Here is an 18266-nt window from a genome sequence, read left to right on the forward strand (position 1 = left end):
TTATCTTTTAATTTATTCAGGCACAAAATTACTAAATTGCGCCTCTTTTTAGACTAAATTTTCATAACAAATGATAAAAAATTCGGATATCACTCCTCCTATTGCCAAGAAAATTCCACATCAATTAGAAAAACATGGAGATGTTCGTGTTGATAATTATTTTTGGATGAAGGACCGAGAGCATCCAGAAGTGATCGATTATCTTAATGCTGAAAACGCATATTGCGATTCTGAAATGGCACATACAAAAGATTTTCAGTCAGATTTATTTGAAGAAATGAAAGCCAGAATAAAAGAGGATGATTCGTCTGTACCTTATAAATACAATGGCTATTGGTATATCACTAAATTCGAAAAAGGAAAAGATTACCCAATTTATACACGTAAAAAAGACAGTTTAGATAATCCTGAAGAGTTGTTATTTGATTGTAACGTCATGGCTGAAGGGGAAAGTTATTTCAAATTGGCTGGTATTAGTATTAGTCCGGATAATAAATTAGTGTCTTATGGTATTGATACTACAGGACGACGTAATTATAATATCTACGTTAAAGATTTAGAAACACATGTAGTCGCTTCCGACAGAATAGAAAGTACTACAGGTTCTTCAAGTTGGGCAAATGACAATGCCACTTTGTTTTACACCAAAAAGGATGAGGTGACACTTAGAGCTTTTCAGATTTACAAACATCGCCTAGGAGATAATTCTGAAGACGAACTTGTTTTTGAAGAAGGTGATGATACGTTTGGTGCTGCGGTTTATAAATCAAAATCTAGAAAGTATATCATTATTGCATGTTATAGCACGTTAACAAATGAATATCATATTCTAGATGCGGATAATCCTGAAGGAAAATTTCAGGTTTTTCAACCAAGAATAAGAGGTTTAGAATATAGTATTTCACATTACGACAATCATTTTTATATTCTTACCAATAAGGATAAGGCAACGAATTTTAAGTTGATGAAAACGCCTGATTCTGATACAACTATAGAAAATTGGAGTGAGGTTATAGCGCATAGAAACAACGTACTACTTGAAGGCATTGATATTTTTAAAGATTACTTGGTAATTAGTGAACGCAGGAATGGTTTAAATGAAATTAGAATAAAACGTTGGGATGAAACGGAAGATTACTATTTACCTTTTGATAATGAAACTTACACAGCATATACAGGAACCAATGTAGATTTTGAAACGGAAATATTACGTTATGGTTATAATGCCATGACAACTCCGTCATCGGTTATTGATTTTAATATGCGCACTAAAACTAAAATTGTTCTAAAAGAACAGGAAGTTTTAGATAAGAATTTTGATAAAGACAATTACATCTCAGAACGTATTTGGGCAACTGCTGAAGATGGCACTAAAATCCCAATGTCTGTTGTATATCGTAAAGGCATTAAAAAAGATGGAACGAATCCATTATTGCAATACGCTTATGGAAGTTATGGTTCTACAATGGATCCTTATTTTTCGACGATTAGATTAAGCTTATTAGATCGTGGATTTATTTATGTCATTACCCATATTAGAGGAGGAGAATATCTAGGTCGTGATTGGTATGAGGATGGAAAGCTATTAAACAAGAAAAATACATTTTCAGATTTTATAGCCTGTTCGGTGCATTTAATAAAAGAGCGTTACACATCGTCTCAACATTTATATGCTATGGGAGGCAGTGCAGGAGGTTTGTTAATGGGAGCCATTATTAACACAGCACCAGAATTATACAACGGTATTATTGCAGCGGTACCTTTTGTAGATGTTATTACGACGATGTTAGATGATTCTATTCCGTTAACGACTGGAGAATATGATGAATGGGGGAATCCGAACGATAAACTCTATTATGATTATATAAAATCGTATTCGCCTTATGATAACGTAGAAGCGAAGGCGTATCCTAACATGTTGATTACAACAGGACTGCACGATTCGCAAGTGCAATATTGGGAACCAGCGAAATGGGTTGCTAAACTTAGAGATCTAAAAACAGATGCTAATAAATTATATCTCAAAACGAATATGGATGCAGGTCATGGTGGTGCTTCCGGACGTTTTGAAAGCTTAAAAGAAGATGCTGAAGAGTTTGCTTTCCTGCTTGATTTAGAAGGAATTTCAGAATAATTAAAAAAAAATGTTACCTTTGCGAGGTTTTAGGTGTCTAATAAATAACGACTGCTGAAAAAATTCATTTATGAACAAAAACAAAAATGTATTTGATAATGTGTTACAATTAGTAGGTAACACTCCCTTAATCAAATTAAATAGAATGACTGCTGACTTTGATGGCGATTTTTATGCTAAAGTAGAAGCGTTTAATCCAGGTCATTCTTCAAAAGACAGAATTGCATTACATATTATTGAAGAAGCTGAGCGTCAAGGTGTTTTGACTCCTGGTGATACTATTATAGAAACGACGTCTGGTAACACAGGTTTTAGTATTGCTATGGTTAGTATTATTAAAGGATACGAATGTATTTTGGCTGTAAGCTCTAAATCTTCTGCAGATAAAATAGACATGTTAAAGTCTATGGGAGCAAAGGTTTATGTTTGTCCTGCACATGTTAAAGCAGACGATCCGCGTTCTTATTACGAAGTCGCAAAACGCTTACACGAAGAGAATAAAGGTTCTATCTACATCAATCAATATTTTAATCAACTGAATATTGATGCTCATTACAATACAACTGGTCCAGAAATTTGGGATCAGACAGATGGTGAAATTACACACTTAATTGCTTGTAGTGGAACAGGAGGAACAATCTCTGGAATATCGAAGTATTTAAAAGAGCAAAATCCTAATGTAAAAGTTATTGGAGTGGATGCTTATGGTTCTGTATTACAAAAATATCATGAAACACGTGAGTTTGATGATAAAGAAATTTATCCTTACAGAATTGAAGGTTTAGGTAAGAATTTGATTCCTACTGCAACAAATTTTGATGCTATAGATAGATTTGTAAAAGTTACGGATGAAGAAAGTGCCCATACGGCAAGAGAGATTTCTAATACAGAAGGTCTTTTTGTAGGTTACACAAGTGGAGCAGCAATGCAAGCCATTAAGCAATTACAAGAAGAAGGTGAGTTTAAGCCAACGGATAAAGTAGTAGTTGTATTTCCAGATCATGGATCGCGTTATATGAGTAAAGTTTATAACGATAAGTGGATGGAAGATCAAGGCTTTTTTGATAGCAAACGTGTTGTACAATCAACTATAGAATATATAAAGTAAATTACTTTTTATAATATAATACCTATCATGGGCAACTGTGATAGGTTTTTTTATGTCTAGTGTTTTGCTAATATTTCCTTTTCCATACAGTAAAATGTGTCCTCTCTTTCAGGAAAATTGACTTCTCCTCGTATCAAATAATTTCGTTTTTTATAAAATTCAATGACTCTAGTATTCTGACTATAGGCATCCAATCTTATGGAAGAATAATTATTTTCCATTGCGAAACGCTCTGCAAAGTCCATGAGTGTTTTTGCGTATCCTAGTTTTTGATGCTTTGGATTAACAACCAGTCTATGAATGACTAATACTTTAGAATTATCAAATTTCCAATTAATGGATTTGTATTCTACTTCTTGTGTTTCGCTTATGTTGATCGCACCAATGATTATATTATTGTTTTTAAGCGTGTAAAGTACTCCGTTGTTTAAATCATTTTCTATGATAGAACGTGTTGGATAATTGTCTGTCCATTGAAAAATTTCCATGTGCTCTAAATCATTTTTTCCTTTGAGGTAAATTTGAAATAGGGCTTCTAAGTCAGATGGTTCTCCTTTTTCAATTTTCAATTGATGTAGTTCTGTCGATTCTAATATGGAGTCATAAACTATGAGGCCTTAATTTTTAGAGTCCATCTGATTTATGAGGTCACCATTTTTGTTCCATACTGCACTTTTACCGAAGCTTAAGAAGTTGTCACAAAATCCAATACTATTAGACATTAATATTGGTGTTTTAAATTCTTTTGAAATTTCGGAAAAGTGTGCGTAAGCTTTTTCAATGCCTTCTTATGATTTGGCTACACTGGCAATATAAATATCTGTTCCATATTCTTTTGCTTTTAAAAAATGATCGCGTTGTAATGTTTCGTAACAAATACCAATTGCAATCTTCGTTTCATTTATGATTAGAAACGTTTGACTGGTTCCGCAACTAAAATAACGTATTTCGTCAGCATGCAATAGTTGTTTGGAATATACAATTGGTTCTTTATAAGGCTGATAAATTAGCATACTAATATATATACGATCTGTAGATTGAGTTGGCATGCCAATTCCAATAATTATGTCATTTTTGTCTGATAATTCCTGAAATCGATCAAATATGTTATTCTCAATTGTTGTGGCACGTTCTTTGGCTAATTCTGGTTCGTAGCCAGTGATTGATAATTCAGGGAAGATTATTAAATCTGAATTTAATTTTATGGCACGTTTAACGATATTCAAGTGGTTTTTAATGTTTTCTTGAACGTTTCCTTTTAAAGATTGTGTTTGTGCAATACAAATTTTCATTTCTTATGTCGTAGTATCGACTTTTAGAGCGCTTAATTTTTGTCTATCCTTTTTGCTTAAATACTGTATGGCAATTCGGTTTTCTGGTTGATTGTCAAATGTATAAAGTATAAAAAGAAAGAACAATTCTAAAGGCTTAATTAGAATGTAGATTACATCCGAAACCAATTTAATATTGAAGATATAGTAATACTTGTGAATTAAGTTTCCAACGTTATTATAGTTTTTTCGGATGATGTTGTGAATTTTAGGGCATTTATCTTGTATTAAATCTTCAAAGGCATTAGAAATTAATAATTGCCTGTTACAAATTATTTTATTTCCATGGCGTTCGCCATATCGAATCGGTTTTACTATGGATTGGTGTCCGTTTGCCCCAACAGAACACAAAAAATGACCTCCACATTCTACATTGTCACACAGATGGTCTAGTTGAGAAAAACCATGTTTGTAGGTTTCTGTAAATGCACTAATAATGCTGTCTGGTTTCTGTCCGAAAATTAAAAGAAATAAAGATAATAATATTAAAAGGGGAACTAAAATCAGCGCTAAAATTGGGTATTTGTAAATGGGTTCCAATTTCAAAATAGATAAACTTAATTTTCCAATGGAGTTGGTTGAATGCAAATCATTGTGTTCTATATGATGTTTTAATCGTTTCTGGTTTTCATTTAATTCCATAAATAATAATAAGATGACTGGTACATTGCCCAAAATCCATAAGAATACTCCAAGTTCCATTGGGTGGATATGAAAACACAACAGGACATTAATGATTAAGCCTAGTATTAAAAAGGAATTGGTAAACAACTCAGCAATAGGTGGTAAAATGTTTTTTCTGAAAATTGAAATACAATAGAATAGGGTATAGGTGATGAGTAATGTATAAATTCCTATTCTATGCTCAGGTGAAAATAATGCACTATCTGTACAACAATCGTTTAGGACTCCGACATCAGCGTTTATAATGAAAGAAGCAGGAACAATTACAACGCTCCATATCTGAAAGGTTTTAAAAATTTTTTCTGTTGTTTTTATTCTACCCTTAATGATATAATAGATAAAATTAAAAACGACAAAGCTTATAGGAATTACAACTAGTAGAAAGATTATTGGAAACATAGTAATGATTTGGTTTTCAAGATAGCATTAATGCGTTTTATACAAGTTTAATTCTTTTATGAATATAGTTCTTAAAACTCTACATATTAATCGATTTTACGTAATTCATATTATAGTTCTAATAATAGGTTCTATTTAAAACTTAACAATCATTTGCATTATATAGTAAATCATCAAATAGAATCTCGTCTAGTGTTTCAACAGCGGTATGATCTTTTGCAAATTTGATGTCTAATTCTTCACTTTTTAATTCTACTTTAAATTGTTTGCTTGTGTCCGGACTTATCCATTTTCCGTTTAATGTGGTTGAGGTTTCTTTTAAGAATAAAACGCCAGAGAAGTTCCTTTCAATCATGCAGTAGTTGTTTTGTTCTCGATTAGTTGTCACATCTAATAATATCCATTTGTCTTGATTCTCGTATTTATACATGGCATAAAAAAAGGTTGAACCTCCACAAGCATATTCTTGTTCTTTTAAGTACAACGATATTTTAATGTTACTATTTAGAGTGCCTTTGTATAAGTCAGATCTTAGTTCTTCATCATTTATTTTGATGGTCTCAGTAATAATTTCAGGATTGTAATTTTTTGTTGTTTCAACATTTTTTGAGGTTGCGATTAAACCCGTATGATTTTTAGTTGGTGTCTCTTTATTTGATGAGGATAAAAACACCATAACGATTACTATAAGTATGTTCTTCATTTTGTTTGTTTTTTAAACGTATTAAATTACATCAATAACCTTTTCTAATATGTAATGTGTGGTGCATATGATAATAGCAATTACAGCAATAATTAGTACACGAATGATTGTTGAATTTCGGCTCTTTTTTAATCTTTTATTTAAGTAGAAAATATCGACAAGAATATAAATCAGGGCAAAAATACCGCCAAGGATTAGCCCAAGCCGAACAAAAGCGAATTCATAAATTAATGAAACGATATACGTTAAAAAACCTGTTGGCTCTTCTGGTTTAGGACCTAAAATAATGCGCATATAAATGAATGCAAACACGATTGAAACTAGTGTCCACACACTGTAATTAAGAATGCGTTTTAGAGTATTCATAATTTATTCAAAATGCATTTTCATAGCTTCGTGAGTTATCCAATATCTTTTCCAAGATATTCTATTTCTTTTGTTTTACGAAATCCTCTTTTCTCATAAATGGTTCTTGCTGCATACAAAAATTCTGAGGTATGCAATGCGATAAGTGTTTCTTTTTTGTTAATCTAATGACCCCTTTTCTGAGACCAATCTTTTGGTAAGCTTCATCTACAGCTAAATCTGAAAAGATAGGCAAAGTACACGAAATCTGTTACAGATCTTGAAACTCCTACTCATTTATCGTTGTCGTAGTTTTTGATGCCAATTAAATATACTAAATTGAATAAAGACTTGTTCATTTTTTTAGTAGTAAGTCATTTTTTTAGTCTTAAATACGACTTTTTAAAAATGACCCAAGACCATATTCATTAGTTTCATCTTCTCCTTTAATATTTGTTTTTATGGTGGTTTCTACTTCCGTATAAATTTCATCTGAGCTGCCGTAAATTGCACGAATAATTATTCTGCCAATAAAACCAGCTTCATTATGTAATAAACTTAACCAACCTGCTAATGTAGCTTCAGAAAAATAAATGGATGTACGCTTACCACTATCTAGAGAAGCGTCGTCAATAGTTTCTGTACTCACGACTGTTCTGTGATAAGCATTTTTTATTACCGTAATGCCATCTACGGAGTTGCTTTTTACTAATTTACCTGCCAAACTAGTTGCTTTTCTTGTTGATTTATATTGGTATTTATCTCCTAATTTTTCTATTAATAGTTTTTCTATTTCTTCTATTGAAGGATTTTCGTCGGCTCTAAAAATGGTTACTTTCATGTTTTGTTTTTTATATTGTTGATTCGATTTATTTTTTAAAAACGTCCAAATCTTTAGAACTAAGACTTCCGTTTTTGTCTGTTTTAAAAGAAAAGCTAAACATGTTTCCTTTTATTCTTTTTCCATAAAAACTGGTTTTTTCATCTGTTTTATTGGCATATATTTTAAAAAAGTGTTCTATTTTGTTGGAATCTTGGTTGATGTCCATATCATAACTTCCTATCTGAAAATTATTAAACTCATCGGTTTCTGTAGTTATCATTGTAACCGCTTTATTAAAATAAGAGCGGATTTTATCTATATTAAACTCCTTTATTTTGAGAGCTTTATGTGGTGTATTATGCTTCGCTTTTGATTCTGGTTTAAATAATTTTGCTGTTGTTAAAGAGTAAAACCACATCACATTCATATCATTTTCTACGAACATTATTGTGATTTGATCTACCTCATTGGAGGTCCGGTTTTTATTAGAAATGCTTAATCTTGTTATCGCTTTGTTTTCGTCAAATTCTTTTTGTAGTAGTTCTTTAATGCTTTCAATACCTTCTTTGGTATTCAATATTATTTTTGAATTACTTTCACCACAGCTCATTAAAATGCAAAACATCATAATAAGAGCGCTTGTTTTATGGCCTATTTTATTCATGTTTTTATTTTATAAAAGTCACAGTATTGTTACTATCCACCTTAAAACGATACGAACCATAAGTAGTGGTTTTACTACGACCTTGTGATGTTGAATTTATATAATAGTTTATTGTGAAATTTGAGCAAACATGACCTTCACTATCTGTTTCAAAAGTCCAACGAGATAAAGGAAATGACTTGTCTGCTACCAATAATTTTTTTTGTGCTAAAATGTCTAAGGCTTCATTATATTTCTCTGGTATTATTGACACATCTATAGCTTTGATTTTCAAAAGTGCTTTGGTGCCAAAAGGTGTAGTCGTTTGCTTTGGATCTGTAAATTTATTATCTGAAACAAAATAGACATCACTAAAAGTGATCTCTTTAAAATCGTATTTTCTATTTATAGAACTTATATCACTACTTAATTTTGATCCTGAGAGGGTTAAAAAGTACACGTCAGATTCACCATCAAAGTTTTCATTAATTATGTCTTGTATTTCAACAAGGTCCTCTGCATTACTTATTGAAAGTGGTCCTTTAAAATTACAAGAGCTAAATACAGTTAATGATAGTATCGTTATAAGTATTGATTTTTTCATTACGCCGAAATCTTTTGAAATACCTGTTCCATTTCTTTGAAAGCTTTACGCTGGGCAGGTGCTAATAATGTGTCTTTTATTTTTCCTGTAACGATTTCTAAAACATTTCGATAGCGTTTCTGACTTTTACCGAAATAAGCATGCATCATTTTTTTGGTATGATGTATGTCATTTTTAGTGTGTTTTCGTTTTCAAAATGAACCTTCATGCCGTGCATTGCACTCTTCTTTAATATGATACATTGTTCCATTTGTCCATGAACGTTTGTTCGTACATCCCAACTGTCATATTCTTTAGTAAAGTCATACGTTGATGCTTTTGTTTTTAAATACATGTTAATCGCATCTAAAGAGTTGTACTCGTTTTTAGTTGTAATAATTTTTTCCATTACTTATATTGTTTGATCTTTTTCAATTTAAAAGCCACCTTAACTTATAAGGTAAAAGTGGCTTTCAATTTTTGGTTTAAATAGTTTTTTGGCACATTACTATTAAAACACTTTAATTAATATCTAATTCACAGCCACTTTTTTAATTACGGTCCCTTTATTAAAATCTAGTTTTAAAATATAGATACCACTTGCTAAATAGCTTGTTGGTATTTTATGTTCTATGCCTGCAGCCACTTTGCGTCCTGCAATAGTATAAAGGGTATAGTTTTCTAATTTTATGTTGTTAGACGCTATTATTTTTATGGCATCTGTCGTTGTTACTACTTTTACGTCGTTGGCTAACTCAAAATTAGAAGTACTTAAAACAGCATCTTCTGTTACTGGATTAAAACCTGACCAATCTGCTCCAGGATTTGGATTTGTAACGTAAATATCAGTAGTGCCAACTGGTATGTGTAAAGCAGTATTACCACGATCAAAAATAAAAGTGTCGTTTGTTCCTGTGGTTATTGTAGGTGGCACCATCGCTAAAGACGTAACATTAGCTAATAATGGGTTGTTACCAAAAGCGAGTAAACCAATATTTGTAACAGTACTTGGAATAGTAACATCTGTAAGGTTGTTTCCTACAAAAGCACCAATACCTATTTCTTCAACATTAATACCTAATGAAAGATTTGTAATAGAATTAGTAGAAAAAGCTGTTAAGCCAATAGCAGTTACGCTATCTGGAATAGACACGCTTGTTAAATTATTTATTTCAAAAGCAGAAGTTCCAATCGTAGTAATACCTTCAGGAATGGTAACATCAGTTAATCCTTTATCATAAAAAGCTGAACCTCCAATTTCTGTAACATCAAATACAGTTACATTAGGAACAGTAATAGAAGCAGGTATAGTAATAGCTGCACCATTTGCTGAATCATAATCTGTAACTTTAAGTGTAGTTGCAGAAGTGGCTTCAAAAACCATTTTAAAGCCTGTCCATAATGCACCACTATCAGTTACGTATTCATCAGTAGTATTTCCTGTTAGGATTAAATTAATATTGCTTCGGTCATAGTCAAAAGAGTCAGTGTTTGGTGGATTCGTAGCAGATGTTACAATGGTAGGTGGCACAACAGCCAATGATGTTATATTGGATAAAGGATTGTTTCTAAAGGCAATAGACTCAATATTTGTAACATTACTACCAATTACAACACTGGTTATTTGATTAGCATCAAATGCTCTAAATCCAATATTTGTAACACTATTAGGAATAACAACATTAGTTAAGTTATTATTGGAAAATGCTAAACCATCAATATTTATAACATTTTCTCCAATGGTTAAACTAGATATAGAATTTAATACAAAAGCTTGATTTGCTATACTCGTTACGCTATCTGAAATGGTAACACTAGTTAAACCTTTATTATTAAAGGCATTGTTATTTATTCTGGTAACATCAAAATTTGTATTACTATAAGGAACAAATGCTGGAATATCGACAACAGTACCTCCAGCCATATCATAATCTATAGCTTGAACAGTATCAGGCGTTAAAGAAGTAACTTGATAAGTTATAAAATCTTCAACAAAAGTGTCTCCAACAATTAAAGCTTCCGTAACAGGGTTAAAACCGGACCAATCGGCACTAGCATTTGGATTTGTAACATATATATCCATAGTTCCATTTGGTATATGTAATGCAATATTACTACGGTCAGGGTTAAATGTGTCATTAGCTCCAGTAGTTATAGTCGGTGGTGTTAAGGCCAATGAGGTAACACTAGTTAATGGGTTATTAGTAAAGACCTGTGACGCAAAACCACTAACACTCTCTGGAATTATAATACTAGTCAGTTGATTATTGGCAAAAGCATAATTTGAAATACTATAGACACTATTTGGGATGGTTACCGTCGTTAATTGATTATTTAAGAAAGCAGAAGCAAAGATTAAATTAACAGTATTTGGAATTGTAACACTTGTTAATTGTTTATTAGCAAAAGCAGAAGCAGCAATAATATTTATGGTATAAACTGTTGAATTGTATGTAACTGAAGTAGGAATATCTACTACTGTACCACCCGACACATCATAGTCTAAAACCCTAATTGTATTAGAAACGGTAGAACTCACCGAGTAAGTAAAATTACCAACAGTAAACGTTTGCGAATACCCCATTACAACTGTAAATAAGGTTATTAAAATAAGTAGTGATTTTTTCATAAGAAATTGATTTTGTATTCCCCTTAAAACAAGGGAACTGGTTTTAAATTAAAGTTTAAAGTAAAATTTGGTCGTGGTTTAGTAATCCATTTTTATTAGGTTTCCACTTAGGTCATAACTAAATGTAAATGTGGTACCTCCATGTTCTGGTTTTAACATTATGGTATATTCGGTTTTAGAGATATCACCATTTTTTGGAAACTTTACAAATGCCATAGCTAATGTTGGGTTCTCAAGCTTTTTATCTGCTGTTAATTGTTTGCTAGCTTTTTCAGCTAACTTTCCTAATGTTTTTAGATTAATGTTATCATCTAACTGAAACATATAGTCTTCTGCTTTTGTGCCTTGTGGCACCTCAAGAGATATTTGTTGATTTTGTGACCAAACACCTTGTGTTTGATTCCACTGTTCCATTTTTAAAGAACTAGGATCTTTGGTTACAGTAACTCCTATAATATTCCCTATAGATTTATTATAAGTAATTGTTAAATCTGTATAATAAGCATCGTTGCCAAATTCATTTTTTATGTCACTTTCAATATCCGAAAAACCATCTGCTGTTGCTGGTTTTTGCCCCGAGTTTCTTCCACAAGCTATTAATGTAGATATTGCTATTACTAGTACTATTGTTTGTTTTAATATTTTCATCTTATTTTGTTCTTTGTTAATTTTATTGTTCGTCTACATCGACGTCAACTTCTAGAGCGTTTCCGAAGAATAGAAACAAAGCTCCGCCACCAACAATAAGGAGGATTCTAATAACCCATCCCATGGTGTTACCCCAAGCATCTACCCAAGAAAGTAATCTGATATTGTAGTTGAAAAATGAAAGAATTATGGACATAATGCCCATAGCAGCAAGTAGTAATCCTCCTTTACCTAAGTTTGATTTAATAGTTTCCATATAAATAATTTATCGATTTGAGAGATAAATGTATATGGTACAAGCGAAGAAAAAAACAGGAAATCTATGTCTGGTATATTAAAATAAATAAGTGCGGCACTTGAAGAAATATCCGTAAAAAACAAGTAGAATAACTATAGTAGGTTGCTTTTTAGGTTATTATATTTTGGTCCAACTTAAAAATGTATTTAAGAAGGATTCCTTTTTTCGAGTAGATACGGGTATCTTTTTTCCATTCTTAAGGTGAATAGTACCAGATTTATCATAGCGATCAATAAACTTTAGGTTCACCATAAACGATTGATGTGGACGAATAAAATTGGCTTTAGAAAGCGGATCTTCAAATTCCTTTAATGTTTTTGAAACCATATATTTTTTACCGTCGTTACAATAAAATGTCGTGTAACCTTTATCTGTTTCGCAGAACATTAATTCGCTTAAATCTATAACCTGAAAACTATCGTGAAGGGATAATATGAGTTTAGAACTCTCATTGTTCCAGACCTGTTTTGCAGCTTCTATTTTTTGCTTTTGTACAGTAATTGACATTTCAGAAACTTTTTGTATAGCAACTTTAAGTTCTTCTATGTCAACAGGTTTTAATAGATAATCTACAGCTCCAATTTTTAAGGCTTTTAGGGCATACTCTTCATAAGCAGTAATAAATATAACTTTAAATTTTAAGTTTTCTGTTTGCTCTAAGAAATCGAAAGCATTGCCATCGGTAAGATTAATATCTAGAAAAATTAATTCGGGTTTACAGGCATTTGCAACTACAACAGCGTCTTTTACAGATTCGCATTCTCCAATAACTTCAATGTCTTTGTCAATGAGCTGTAATAGATTACGTAATCCTTTTCTAATGTATGCTTTATCCTCTACGATTAGTGACCTCATTATACTGTATCTATTTTATAAGGAATTACTAAAGTAACTATGGTTCCTTGAGCGTTATATTTTTTTCTATCTTCAATACTTATAGAGCCTTTCATATTAAAATCTTTAGACAAGACTTTCAATCGTTCAGAAGTTATAGTTGTTGCTAATGATTTTTTATGTTGTTTTTTAGGTTCTTTCTCGGCATCAATTCCAATACCATTATCTGTAATGGTGCAAATTAATTTTTTATTCACATATTTAAGTTGAATATCAATTTTACGATTGTCTTCCTGATTTTTAAAAGCATGTTCCACTGCATTTTCAATAAAAGGTTGTATGAGCATTGGTGGTACTTTAAACAAAGTAGAGTCTATGGTTTCATCTATAAGAATAGTATATTGAAAAGCTTGACTTTCTTCTAAATTCTGAAGCTCTAAATAATTATTTACAGCTTCTAGTTCTTCATCAAGCAGTACGATTTTATCTCTTGAGTTCTCTAAAATGATACGCAATAATTTCGAAAATTTAGATAAGTAAAACACCGCTTTTTTGTTTTCTTTATTTAAAATCATGCCTTGAAGAACAGACAATGAATTAAATATAAAATGAGGTGTCATTTGCGAGCGTAACAATTTCTGTTCTATTTCTATATTTTGAGATTTAGATTTTTCATTTCTCAATCTTAAAAAGAAGATAATAGTACCTAAAATTAAAACGATGACTAAAAATACGATAACCCCAAGTAATAAATTACGTTGTGATTTTTTTAGATCTAGCGACGTTGTATCTACTATTTTAGTCAGTTTCAATTCCCTTATGCTTGCAGAGTCTAAAGCTTGTTTGTACTTGTAATCAAATTCTAATTGTGTTATTTTTTCAATGTTTTCTTTATTAAAAAGACTATCGTTTAAAGTTTTAAATTGTTTAAGACTTTCAAAAGCTTTTTTGTAGTTGTTTGTGTATTTATATATTTCACTGAGTAATTCAGAAGCTTTTTTTTGTGGTTCAAGTAGCTCTAATTCTTCTGATAATTTCTTGCCTTTTTGAGTAAAAGGAAGTGCTTCTTTATATTTCTTTTCGTGTATATAAGTTTCAGAAATTCCTAAAAAGCTGTAAGCTACGAAATCTTTCTTGTCTGCCTTTAGACTAATTTCGTTTGCTTTTACATAATTTTCTCTCGCAATTACTGGTCTATTAAGTAATAAATTAATCTCTCCAAGATTCAAAAAACATGCAACAACTTGTTTTATATTATTAATTTTCTGACTTATTTCTAGAGATTTGTTATAATACTCGAGTGCTTTAGGATACTCTTTTTTATGTAGATGATAATTACCAATGTTATTGTAGTTTGTTGCGACTAAACTTTTACTCTCTTTTTGTAATGCGAAGTTTAAAGATTGTTTGTGGTATTCTAAGGCAGTATCGTATTTTTCGATGGATGTATAAATTTCTCCGAGATTACTAAGGATATGAGCTATACCAAGCGTATCGCCCGTTGTTTTTTTAAATTCTAAACTATTATTAGTAGTTTCTATAGCTAATGGATAGTTGCCTTGTACTTTATAAAGAACACTTAAATTATAATTTATAGTCGCAATGTTAGTTTCATCATTAATTTCTACGCTATGATTTAATGCTTTTTTGTAATTTGAAATAGCTTCATCGTAACGTCCGGTTTCATTAAATACATTCCCTATATTTAGTAGGCTATTAATAACATCGCTTGTTTTTCCTTGGTTTTTCTGAATTTCAAATGCTTTTTGATAAGAGAATATAGCTTCGTCGTATTCAGATTGTATAAAGTGAGTTATTCCAAAGGCATTGTAAACTGCTGCAATTCCAGCTTGGTCATCAATGGATTCGTAATGCTTTAATGAGCCCTTAAAAAAGTCTAAGCTTGTTTTATAATTAGATTTTCTACTTTCTAAAATGCCTTTTAAGTATAAAACTTTGGCTTTACCTTTTATATAGTTTATTTCATTGCTTAAATCTTCGGCTTCTTTTAGATGTAATTTGGTCGTTTCCAAATCGTTTTGAAAATTATAAATTGCTAATCCATACAATATATTTACTCTTGTTGTATCCTTTTCTTTATGGATAGTTAATTCGTTATTTAGACTGTCTATAACCTTAGTTTGCGAGGAAATAGTAGTAGAAATAGATAGAAATAAAATAATAAAAAATGAAACGATAATCTTCATAAATATTGAATGGCTATAATTAAGACTTCATTATAAGCCTTTAGATTTAACTATCAAATAAAATCAAAATAGTTATAATATGGTATACTAATGTACAAAGAATCTTTTTCTGAAGTGACTGAAGATATAAGTGCGGTGTTTGAGTCAATAAGCGTATTAGGTAATAAAATATAGTTATTATTAATTAAGTATAAATAAAGCTGAAAGATTTCTAATAGAAGAAGTTAATTTAAATTAGATTTTTTATTGTTCAAAACTTAGTTAATACTTAATTAAATAAATTATGCAGTCATAATATAATTAATTAATTTTGCGAGCACTAACTAGATTAAATTAACTAAATATTATTGATTGAAAACGCATAATTTTTTATGTAAACAATTGATTAACAGTAAACTTAAAGCATGAAGGATTTATTTGCGAAGATTTATAAAGATAAAGGACCACTTGGAAAATGGGCAGCTCAGGCTGAAGGTTATTTTGTGTTTCCAAAGCTTGAAGGTGAAATCTCTAATAGAATGAAGTTTCAAGGAAAAGATGTTATAACGTGGAGTATCAATGATTACTTGGGTTTAGCAAATCATCCAGAAGTTAGAAAAGTAGATGGAGAAGCTGGTGTTAAGTACGGTTCTGCATACCCAATGGGAGCAAGGATGATGTCTGGTCACACAGATTTACATGAGCAATTACAAAACGAACTGGCTGCTTTTGTTAATAAAGAAGCTGCATACTTATTAAATTTTGGATATCAAGGTATGGTTTCGACCATTGATGCTTTGGTGGCTAAAGATGATATTATTGTTTACGATGTAGATGCACACGCTTGTATAATTGATGGGGTACGTTTACATATGGGTAAACGTTTTACCTATAAGCACAACGATATAGAAAGCTTAGAAAAAAACCTTGAGCGCGCTACGAAAATGGCAGAGCAAACAGGTGGTGGAATTCTAGTGATTTCGGAAGGTGTTTTTGGAATGCGTGGAGAACAAGGTCGTTTAAAAGAAATTGTTGCACTTAAGAAAAAATACAACTTTAGATTTTTTGTAGATGATGCTCATGGATTCGGTACACTTGGTGCTACAGGTGCTGGAGCAGGTGAGGAGCAAGGTGTTCAAGATGATATCGATGTCTATTTTGCAACGTTTGCAAAATCAATGGCGAGTACAGGTGCTTTTATTGCAGCAGATAAAGAAATTATCGACTATTTAAAGTATAACTTACGTTCACAAATGTTCGCTAAGTCCTTACAAATGCAACTTGTAGTTGGTGCATTAAAACGTTTGGACATGTTACGTACAATGCCAGAACTTAAAAAGAATCTTTGGACTATCGTTGATGCTTTACAATCTGGTTTAAAAGAGCGTGGTTTTGATATTGGAACAACGCAAAGTTGTGTAACACCTGTATATTTAAAAGGAAGTATTCCTGAAGCTATGGCTTTGGTAAGAGACTTACGTGAAAATTACGGAATATTCTGTTCTATAGTGGTTTATCCTGTAATACCTAAAGGGTTAATTTTACTAAGAATGATTCCTACAGCAACACATACTTTAGAAGATGTAAGAGAAACTTTAGATGCTTTTGATGCTATTAGAGAACGTTTAGTAAACGGTACTTATAAAAGAATGTCAGCAGCATTAATAGCAGCAATGGGTGAATAATTAATTCATTCTATACTATAAAAGAAAAACGGTCATCGCTTAATAGTGGTGATCGTTTTTTTATTTCCAATCAATAATCAACAATCAACAACTAATCTCTATAAGTTTTTTCGTAACGTTTTTCTGCGTACATAAATTTTAGGATCAAAATGTTTCCATATTTGTTTTATCGCAAAATTATCTTCTAGCTCAGGTGTTCTATAGCAGGTTTCTATGCCTTTCTCTTTAAACGTTTCGTAGTATTCGTTAAATATTACGGCATGTACACCTTTATTCTGATAGTCTGGATGAATACCTATTAAGTAAAATATAACGTCTTTGCTATTTTTTTTAGCTTTTAGAATATGTGAAAATCCAAAAGGAAATAATTTACCATTTGCTTTTTGTAAAGCTTCAGCAAATCTTGGCATAACTACAGCAAAACCAACTAGTATATCATGTTCATCTACTACAAATTTGATGTACTCAGGATTAACAAAACTGATGAATTTCTTTTTAAAATATTCTTTTTGAATATCTGTTATCTCAACAAAGGATGATAAGGATGAATAGCTTTCATTAAACAAATCAAACATACGATCTGCATAAGGCATCACTTCTTCTGTTTTTGTAAGTTTAAGAGCTCTTAACTTATAACGACGTTTAATAAGTTCTTGAGCTTTTTTAAAGAACTCAGGTTTTACATTTTTAAAAGGAAATTTATTTTCTGAGTATGCTTTTTCAATACTATAACCATGCGCATCATAATGGTTGATGTAGTAGGGATGATTATACCATGTTATCATGGTTCCGAGGTAATCAAATCCTTCAGTCATTACTCCAACCTTGTCTAGATTAGAAAATCCAACAGGGCCTTCGGTATATTCTAGTCGTTGTTCTCTACCAATATTTTCTACGGTGTTTAGCAATGCTTTACTGACCTCTAAGTCGTCAATAAAATCAAACCAACCAAAGCGCATTTTTTTTATGCCTTGTTTATCAACTTCTAACCAATTAATTATAGCTGCAATTCTACCAACAATTTCTCCAGCTTTATAAGCTAAGAAAAACCGTGCTTCAGCATCTTTAAATATTGGATTTTTATCTTTGTTAAAGGTTTCTAACTCTTGTTTAATAATAGGTGGTACCCAATATTTAGAGTCTTTATATAATTTAAAAGGGAACCGAACAAATGCTTTTAAGTCCTTTTTTGATGTGGCTTCTTTAATTGTTATCATGTAGTTATGAAGGCTA

At 31.2% G+C, this 18266-nt stretch carries 19 protein-coding genes; 3 read left to right on the forward strand and 16 right to left on the reverse strand.

Annotation, left to right across the window (positions count from 1 at the left end; all coding sequences use genetic code 11):
* Positions 1-70: 70 nt before the first annotated feature.
* Complete coding sequence (locus BLT80_RS09330) at positions 71-2134, forward strand: S9 family peptidase (RefSeq protein WP_092467359.1); 2064 nt, start codon at positions 71-73, stop codon at positions 2132-2134.
* A gap of 70 nt (positions 2135-2204) precedes the next feature.
* Positions 2205-3242, forward strand: a complete 1038-nt coding sequence (locus tag BLT80_RS09335; RefSeq protein WP_092467360.1) for a cysteate synthase — start codon at positions 2205-2207, stop codon at positions 3240-3242.
* Positions 3243-3298: 56 nt separating this feature from the next.
* Here BLT80_RS09335 and BLT80_RS09340 read toward each other — a convergent pair whose 3' ends face one another.
* The 15 genes from BLT80_RS09340 to BLT80_RS09405 all read right to left on the reverse strand — a co-directional run bounded on the left by BLT80_RS09340 (position 3299) and on the right by BLT80_RS09405 (position 15369).
* Positions 3299-3811 (reverse strand): GNAT family N-acetyltransferase, encoded by a 513-nt coding sequence (locus BLT80_RS09340; RefSeq protein WP_092467361.1) that lies wholly within the window; start codon positions 3809-3811, stop codon positions 3299-3301.
* A 219-nt stretch (positions 3812-4030) separates the two neighbouring features.
* Positions 4031-4534 (reverse strand): carbon-nitrogen hydrolase family protein, encoded by a 504-nt coding sequence (locus BLT80_RS09345; protein ID WP_092467362.1) that lies wholly within the window; start codon positions 4532-4534, stop codon positions 4031-4033.
* A 3-nt stretch (positions 4535-4537) separates the two neighbouring features.
* Positions 4538-5656, reverse strand: a complete 1119-nt coding sequence (locus tag BLT80_RS09350; protein WP_092467363.1) for a DUF6688 domain-containing protein — start codon at positions 5654-5656, stop codon at positions 4538-4540.
* A gap of 142 nt (positions 5657-5798) precedes the next feature.
* Positions 5799-6359, reverse strand: a complete 561-nt coding sequence (locus tag BLT80_RS09355; RefSeq protein ID WP_092467364.1) for a hypothetical protein — start codon at positions 6357-6359, stop codon at positions 5799-5801.
* 21 nt (positions 6360-6380) lie between these two features.
* Positions 6381-6725: a hypothetical protein gene (locus tag BLT80_RS09360; RefSeq protein ID WP_139181041.1), complete on the reverse strand. Its 345-nt coding sequence runs from the start codon at positions 6723-6725 to the stop codon at positions 6381-6383.
* A 367-nt stretch (positions 6726-7092) separates the two neighbouring features.
* The gene (locus BLT80_RS09365) at positions 7093-7545 is read right to left on the reverse strand and encodes a hypothetical protein (protein WP_092467366.1); all 453 of its coding nucleotides are present in this window, start codon (positions 7543-7545) and stop codon (positions 7093-7095) included.
* Positions 7546-7573: 28 nt separating this feature from the next.
* Positions 7574-8191 (reverse strand): hypothetical protein, encoded by a 618-nt coding sequence (locus BLT80_RS09370; RefSeq protein ID WP_139181042.1) that lies wholly within the window; start codon positions 8189-8191, stop codon positions 7574-7576.
* A 4-nt stretch (positions 8192-8195) separates the two neighbouring features.
* A complete protein-coding gene (locus BLT80_RS09375) occupies positions 8196-8774 on the reverse strand; it encodes a hypothetical protein (protein WP_092467368.1) in 579 nt (192 codons plus the stop codon).
* Positions 8774-8923 carry a hypothetical protein gene (locus BLT80_RS20270; RefSeq protein ID WP_245710201.1) on the reverse strand — a complete coding sequence of 50 codons (150 nt, stop codon included), beginning with the start codon at positions 8921-8923 and terminating at the stop codon, positions 8774-8776. The genes BLT80_RS09375 and BLT80_RS20270 overlap by 1 nt, the downstream gene beginning before the upstream one ends.
* Positions 8920-9162 carry a hypothetical protein gene (locus BLT80_RS20275; protein ID WP_245710204.1) on the reverse strand — a complete coding sequence of 81 codons (243 nt, stop codon included), beginning with the start codon at positions 9160-9162 and terminating at the stop codon, positions 8920-8922. Before BLT80_RS20275 ends, BLT80_RS20270 begins: the two co-directional genes overlap by 4 nt.
* 123 nt (positions 9163-9285) lie before the next feature.
* On the reverse strand, positions 9286-11382 hold the full coding sequence (locus tag BLT80_RS09385; RefSeq protein WP_092467369.1) for a leucine-rich repeat domain-containing protein: 2097 nt from the start codon (positions 11380-11382) through the stop codon (positions 9286-9288).
* Between the two features lie 78 nt (positions 11383-11460).
* Entirely contained in the window at positions 11461-12030 is a 570-nt protein-coding gene (locus BLT80_RS09390) for a hypothetical protein (RefSeq protein ID WP_092467370.1), read from the reverse strand.
* Positions 12031-12052: 22 nt separating this feature from the next.
* The gene (locus BLT80_RS09395; protein WP_092467371.1) at positions 12053-12286 is read right to left on the reverse strand and encodes a hypothetical protein; all 234 of its coding nucleotides are present in this window, start codon (positions 12284-12286) and stop codon (positions 12053-12055) included.
* A gap of 159 nt (positions 12287-12445) precedes the next feature.
* Positions 12446-13183 carry a LytR/AlgR family response regulator transcription factor gene (locus tag BLT80_RS09400; protein WP_092467372.1) on the reverse strand — a complete coding sequence of 246 codons (738 nt, stop codon included), beginning with the start codon at positions 13181-13183 and terminating at the stop codon, positions 12446-12448.
* Positions 13183-15369 carry a tetratricopeptide repeat-containing sensor histidine kinase gene (locus BLT80_RS09405; RefSeq protein WP_092467373.1) on the reverse strand — a complete coding sequence of 729 codons (2187 nt, stop codon included), beginning with the start codon at positions 15367-15369 and terminating at the stop codon, positions 13183-13185. The genes BLT80_RS09400 and BLT80_RS09405 overlap by 1 nt, the downstream gene beginning before the upstream one ends.
* Before the next feature lie 404 nt (positions 15370-15773).
* Here BLT80_RS09405 and BLT80_RS09410 point away from each other — a divergent pair, with 404 nt between their 5' ends.
* Positions 15774-17033 carry a cysteate-C-fatty acyltransferase gene (locus BLT80_RS09410; RefSeq protein ID WP_092467374.1) on the forward strand — a complete coding sequence of 420 codons (1260 nt, stop codon included), beginning with the start codon at positions 15774-15776 and terminating at the stop codon, positions 17031-17033.
* 98 nt (positions 17034-17131) lie between these two features.
* Here BLT80_RS09410 and BLT80_RS09415 read toward each other — a convergent pair whose 3' ends face one another.
* Positions 17132-18250 (reverse strand): GTP cyclohydrolase, encoded by a 1119-nt coding sequence (locus BLT80_RS09415; RefSeq protein WP_092467375.1) that lies wholly within the window; start codon positions 18248-18250, stop codon positions 17132-17134.
* Positions 18251-18266: the final 16 nt, after the last annotated feature.

Origin of the sequence: Winogradskyella thalassocola (assembly GCF_900099995.1) — a bacterium.
Taxonomy (GTDB): domain Bacteria; phylum Bacteroidota; class Bacteroidia; order Flavobacteriales; family Flavobacteriaceae; genus Winogradskyella; species Winogradskyella thalassocola.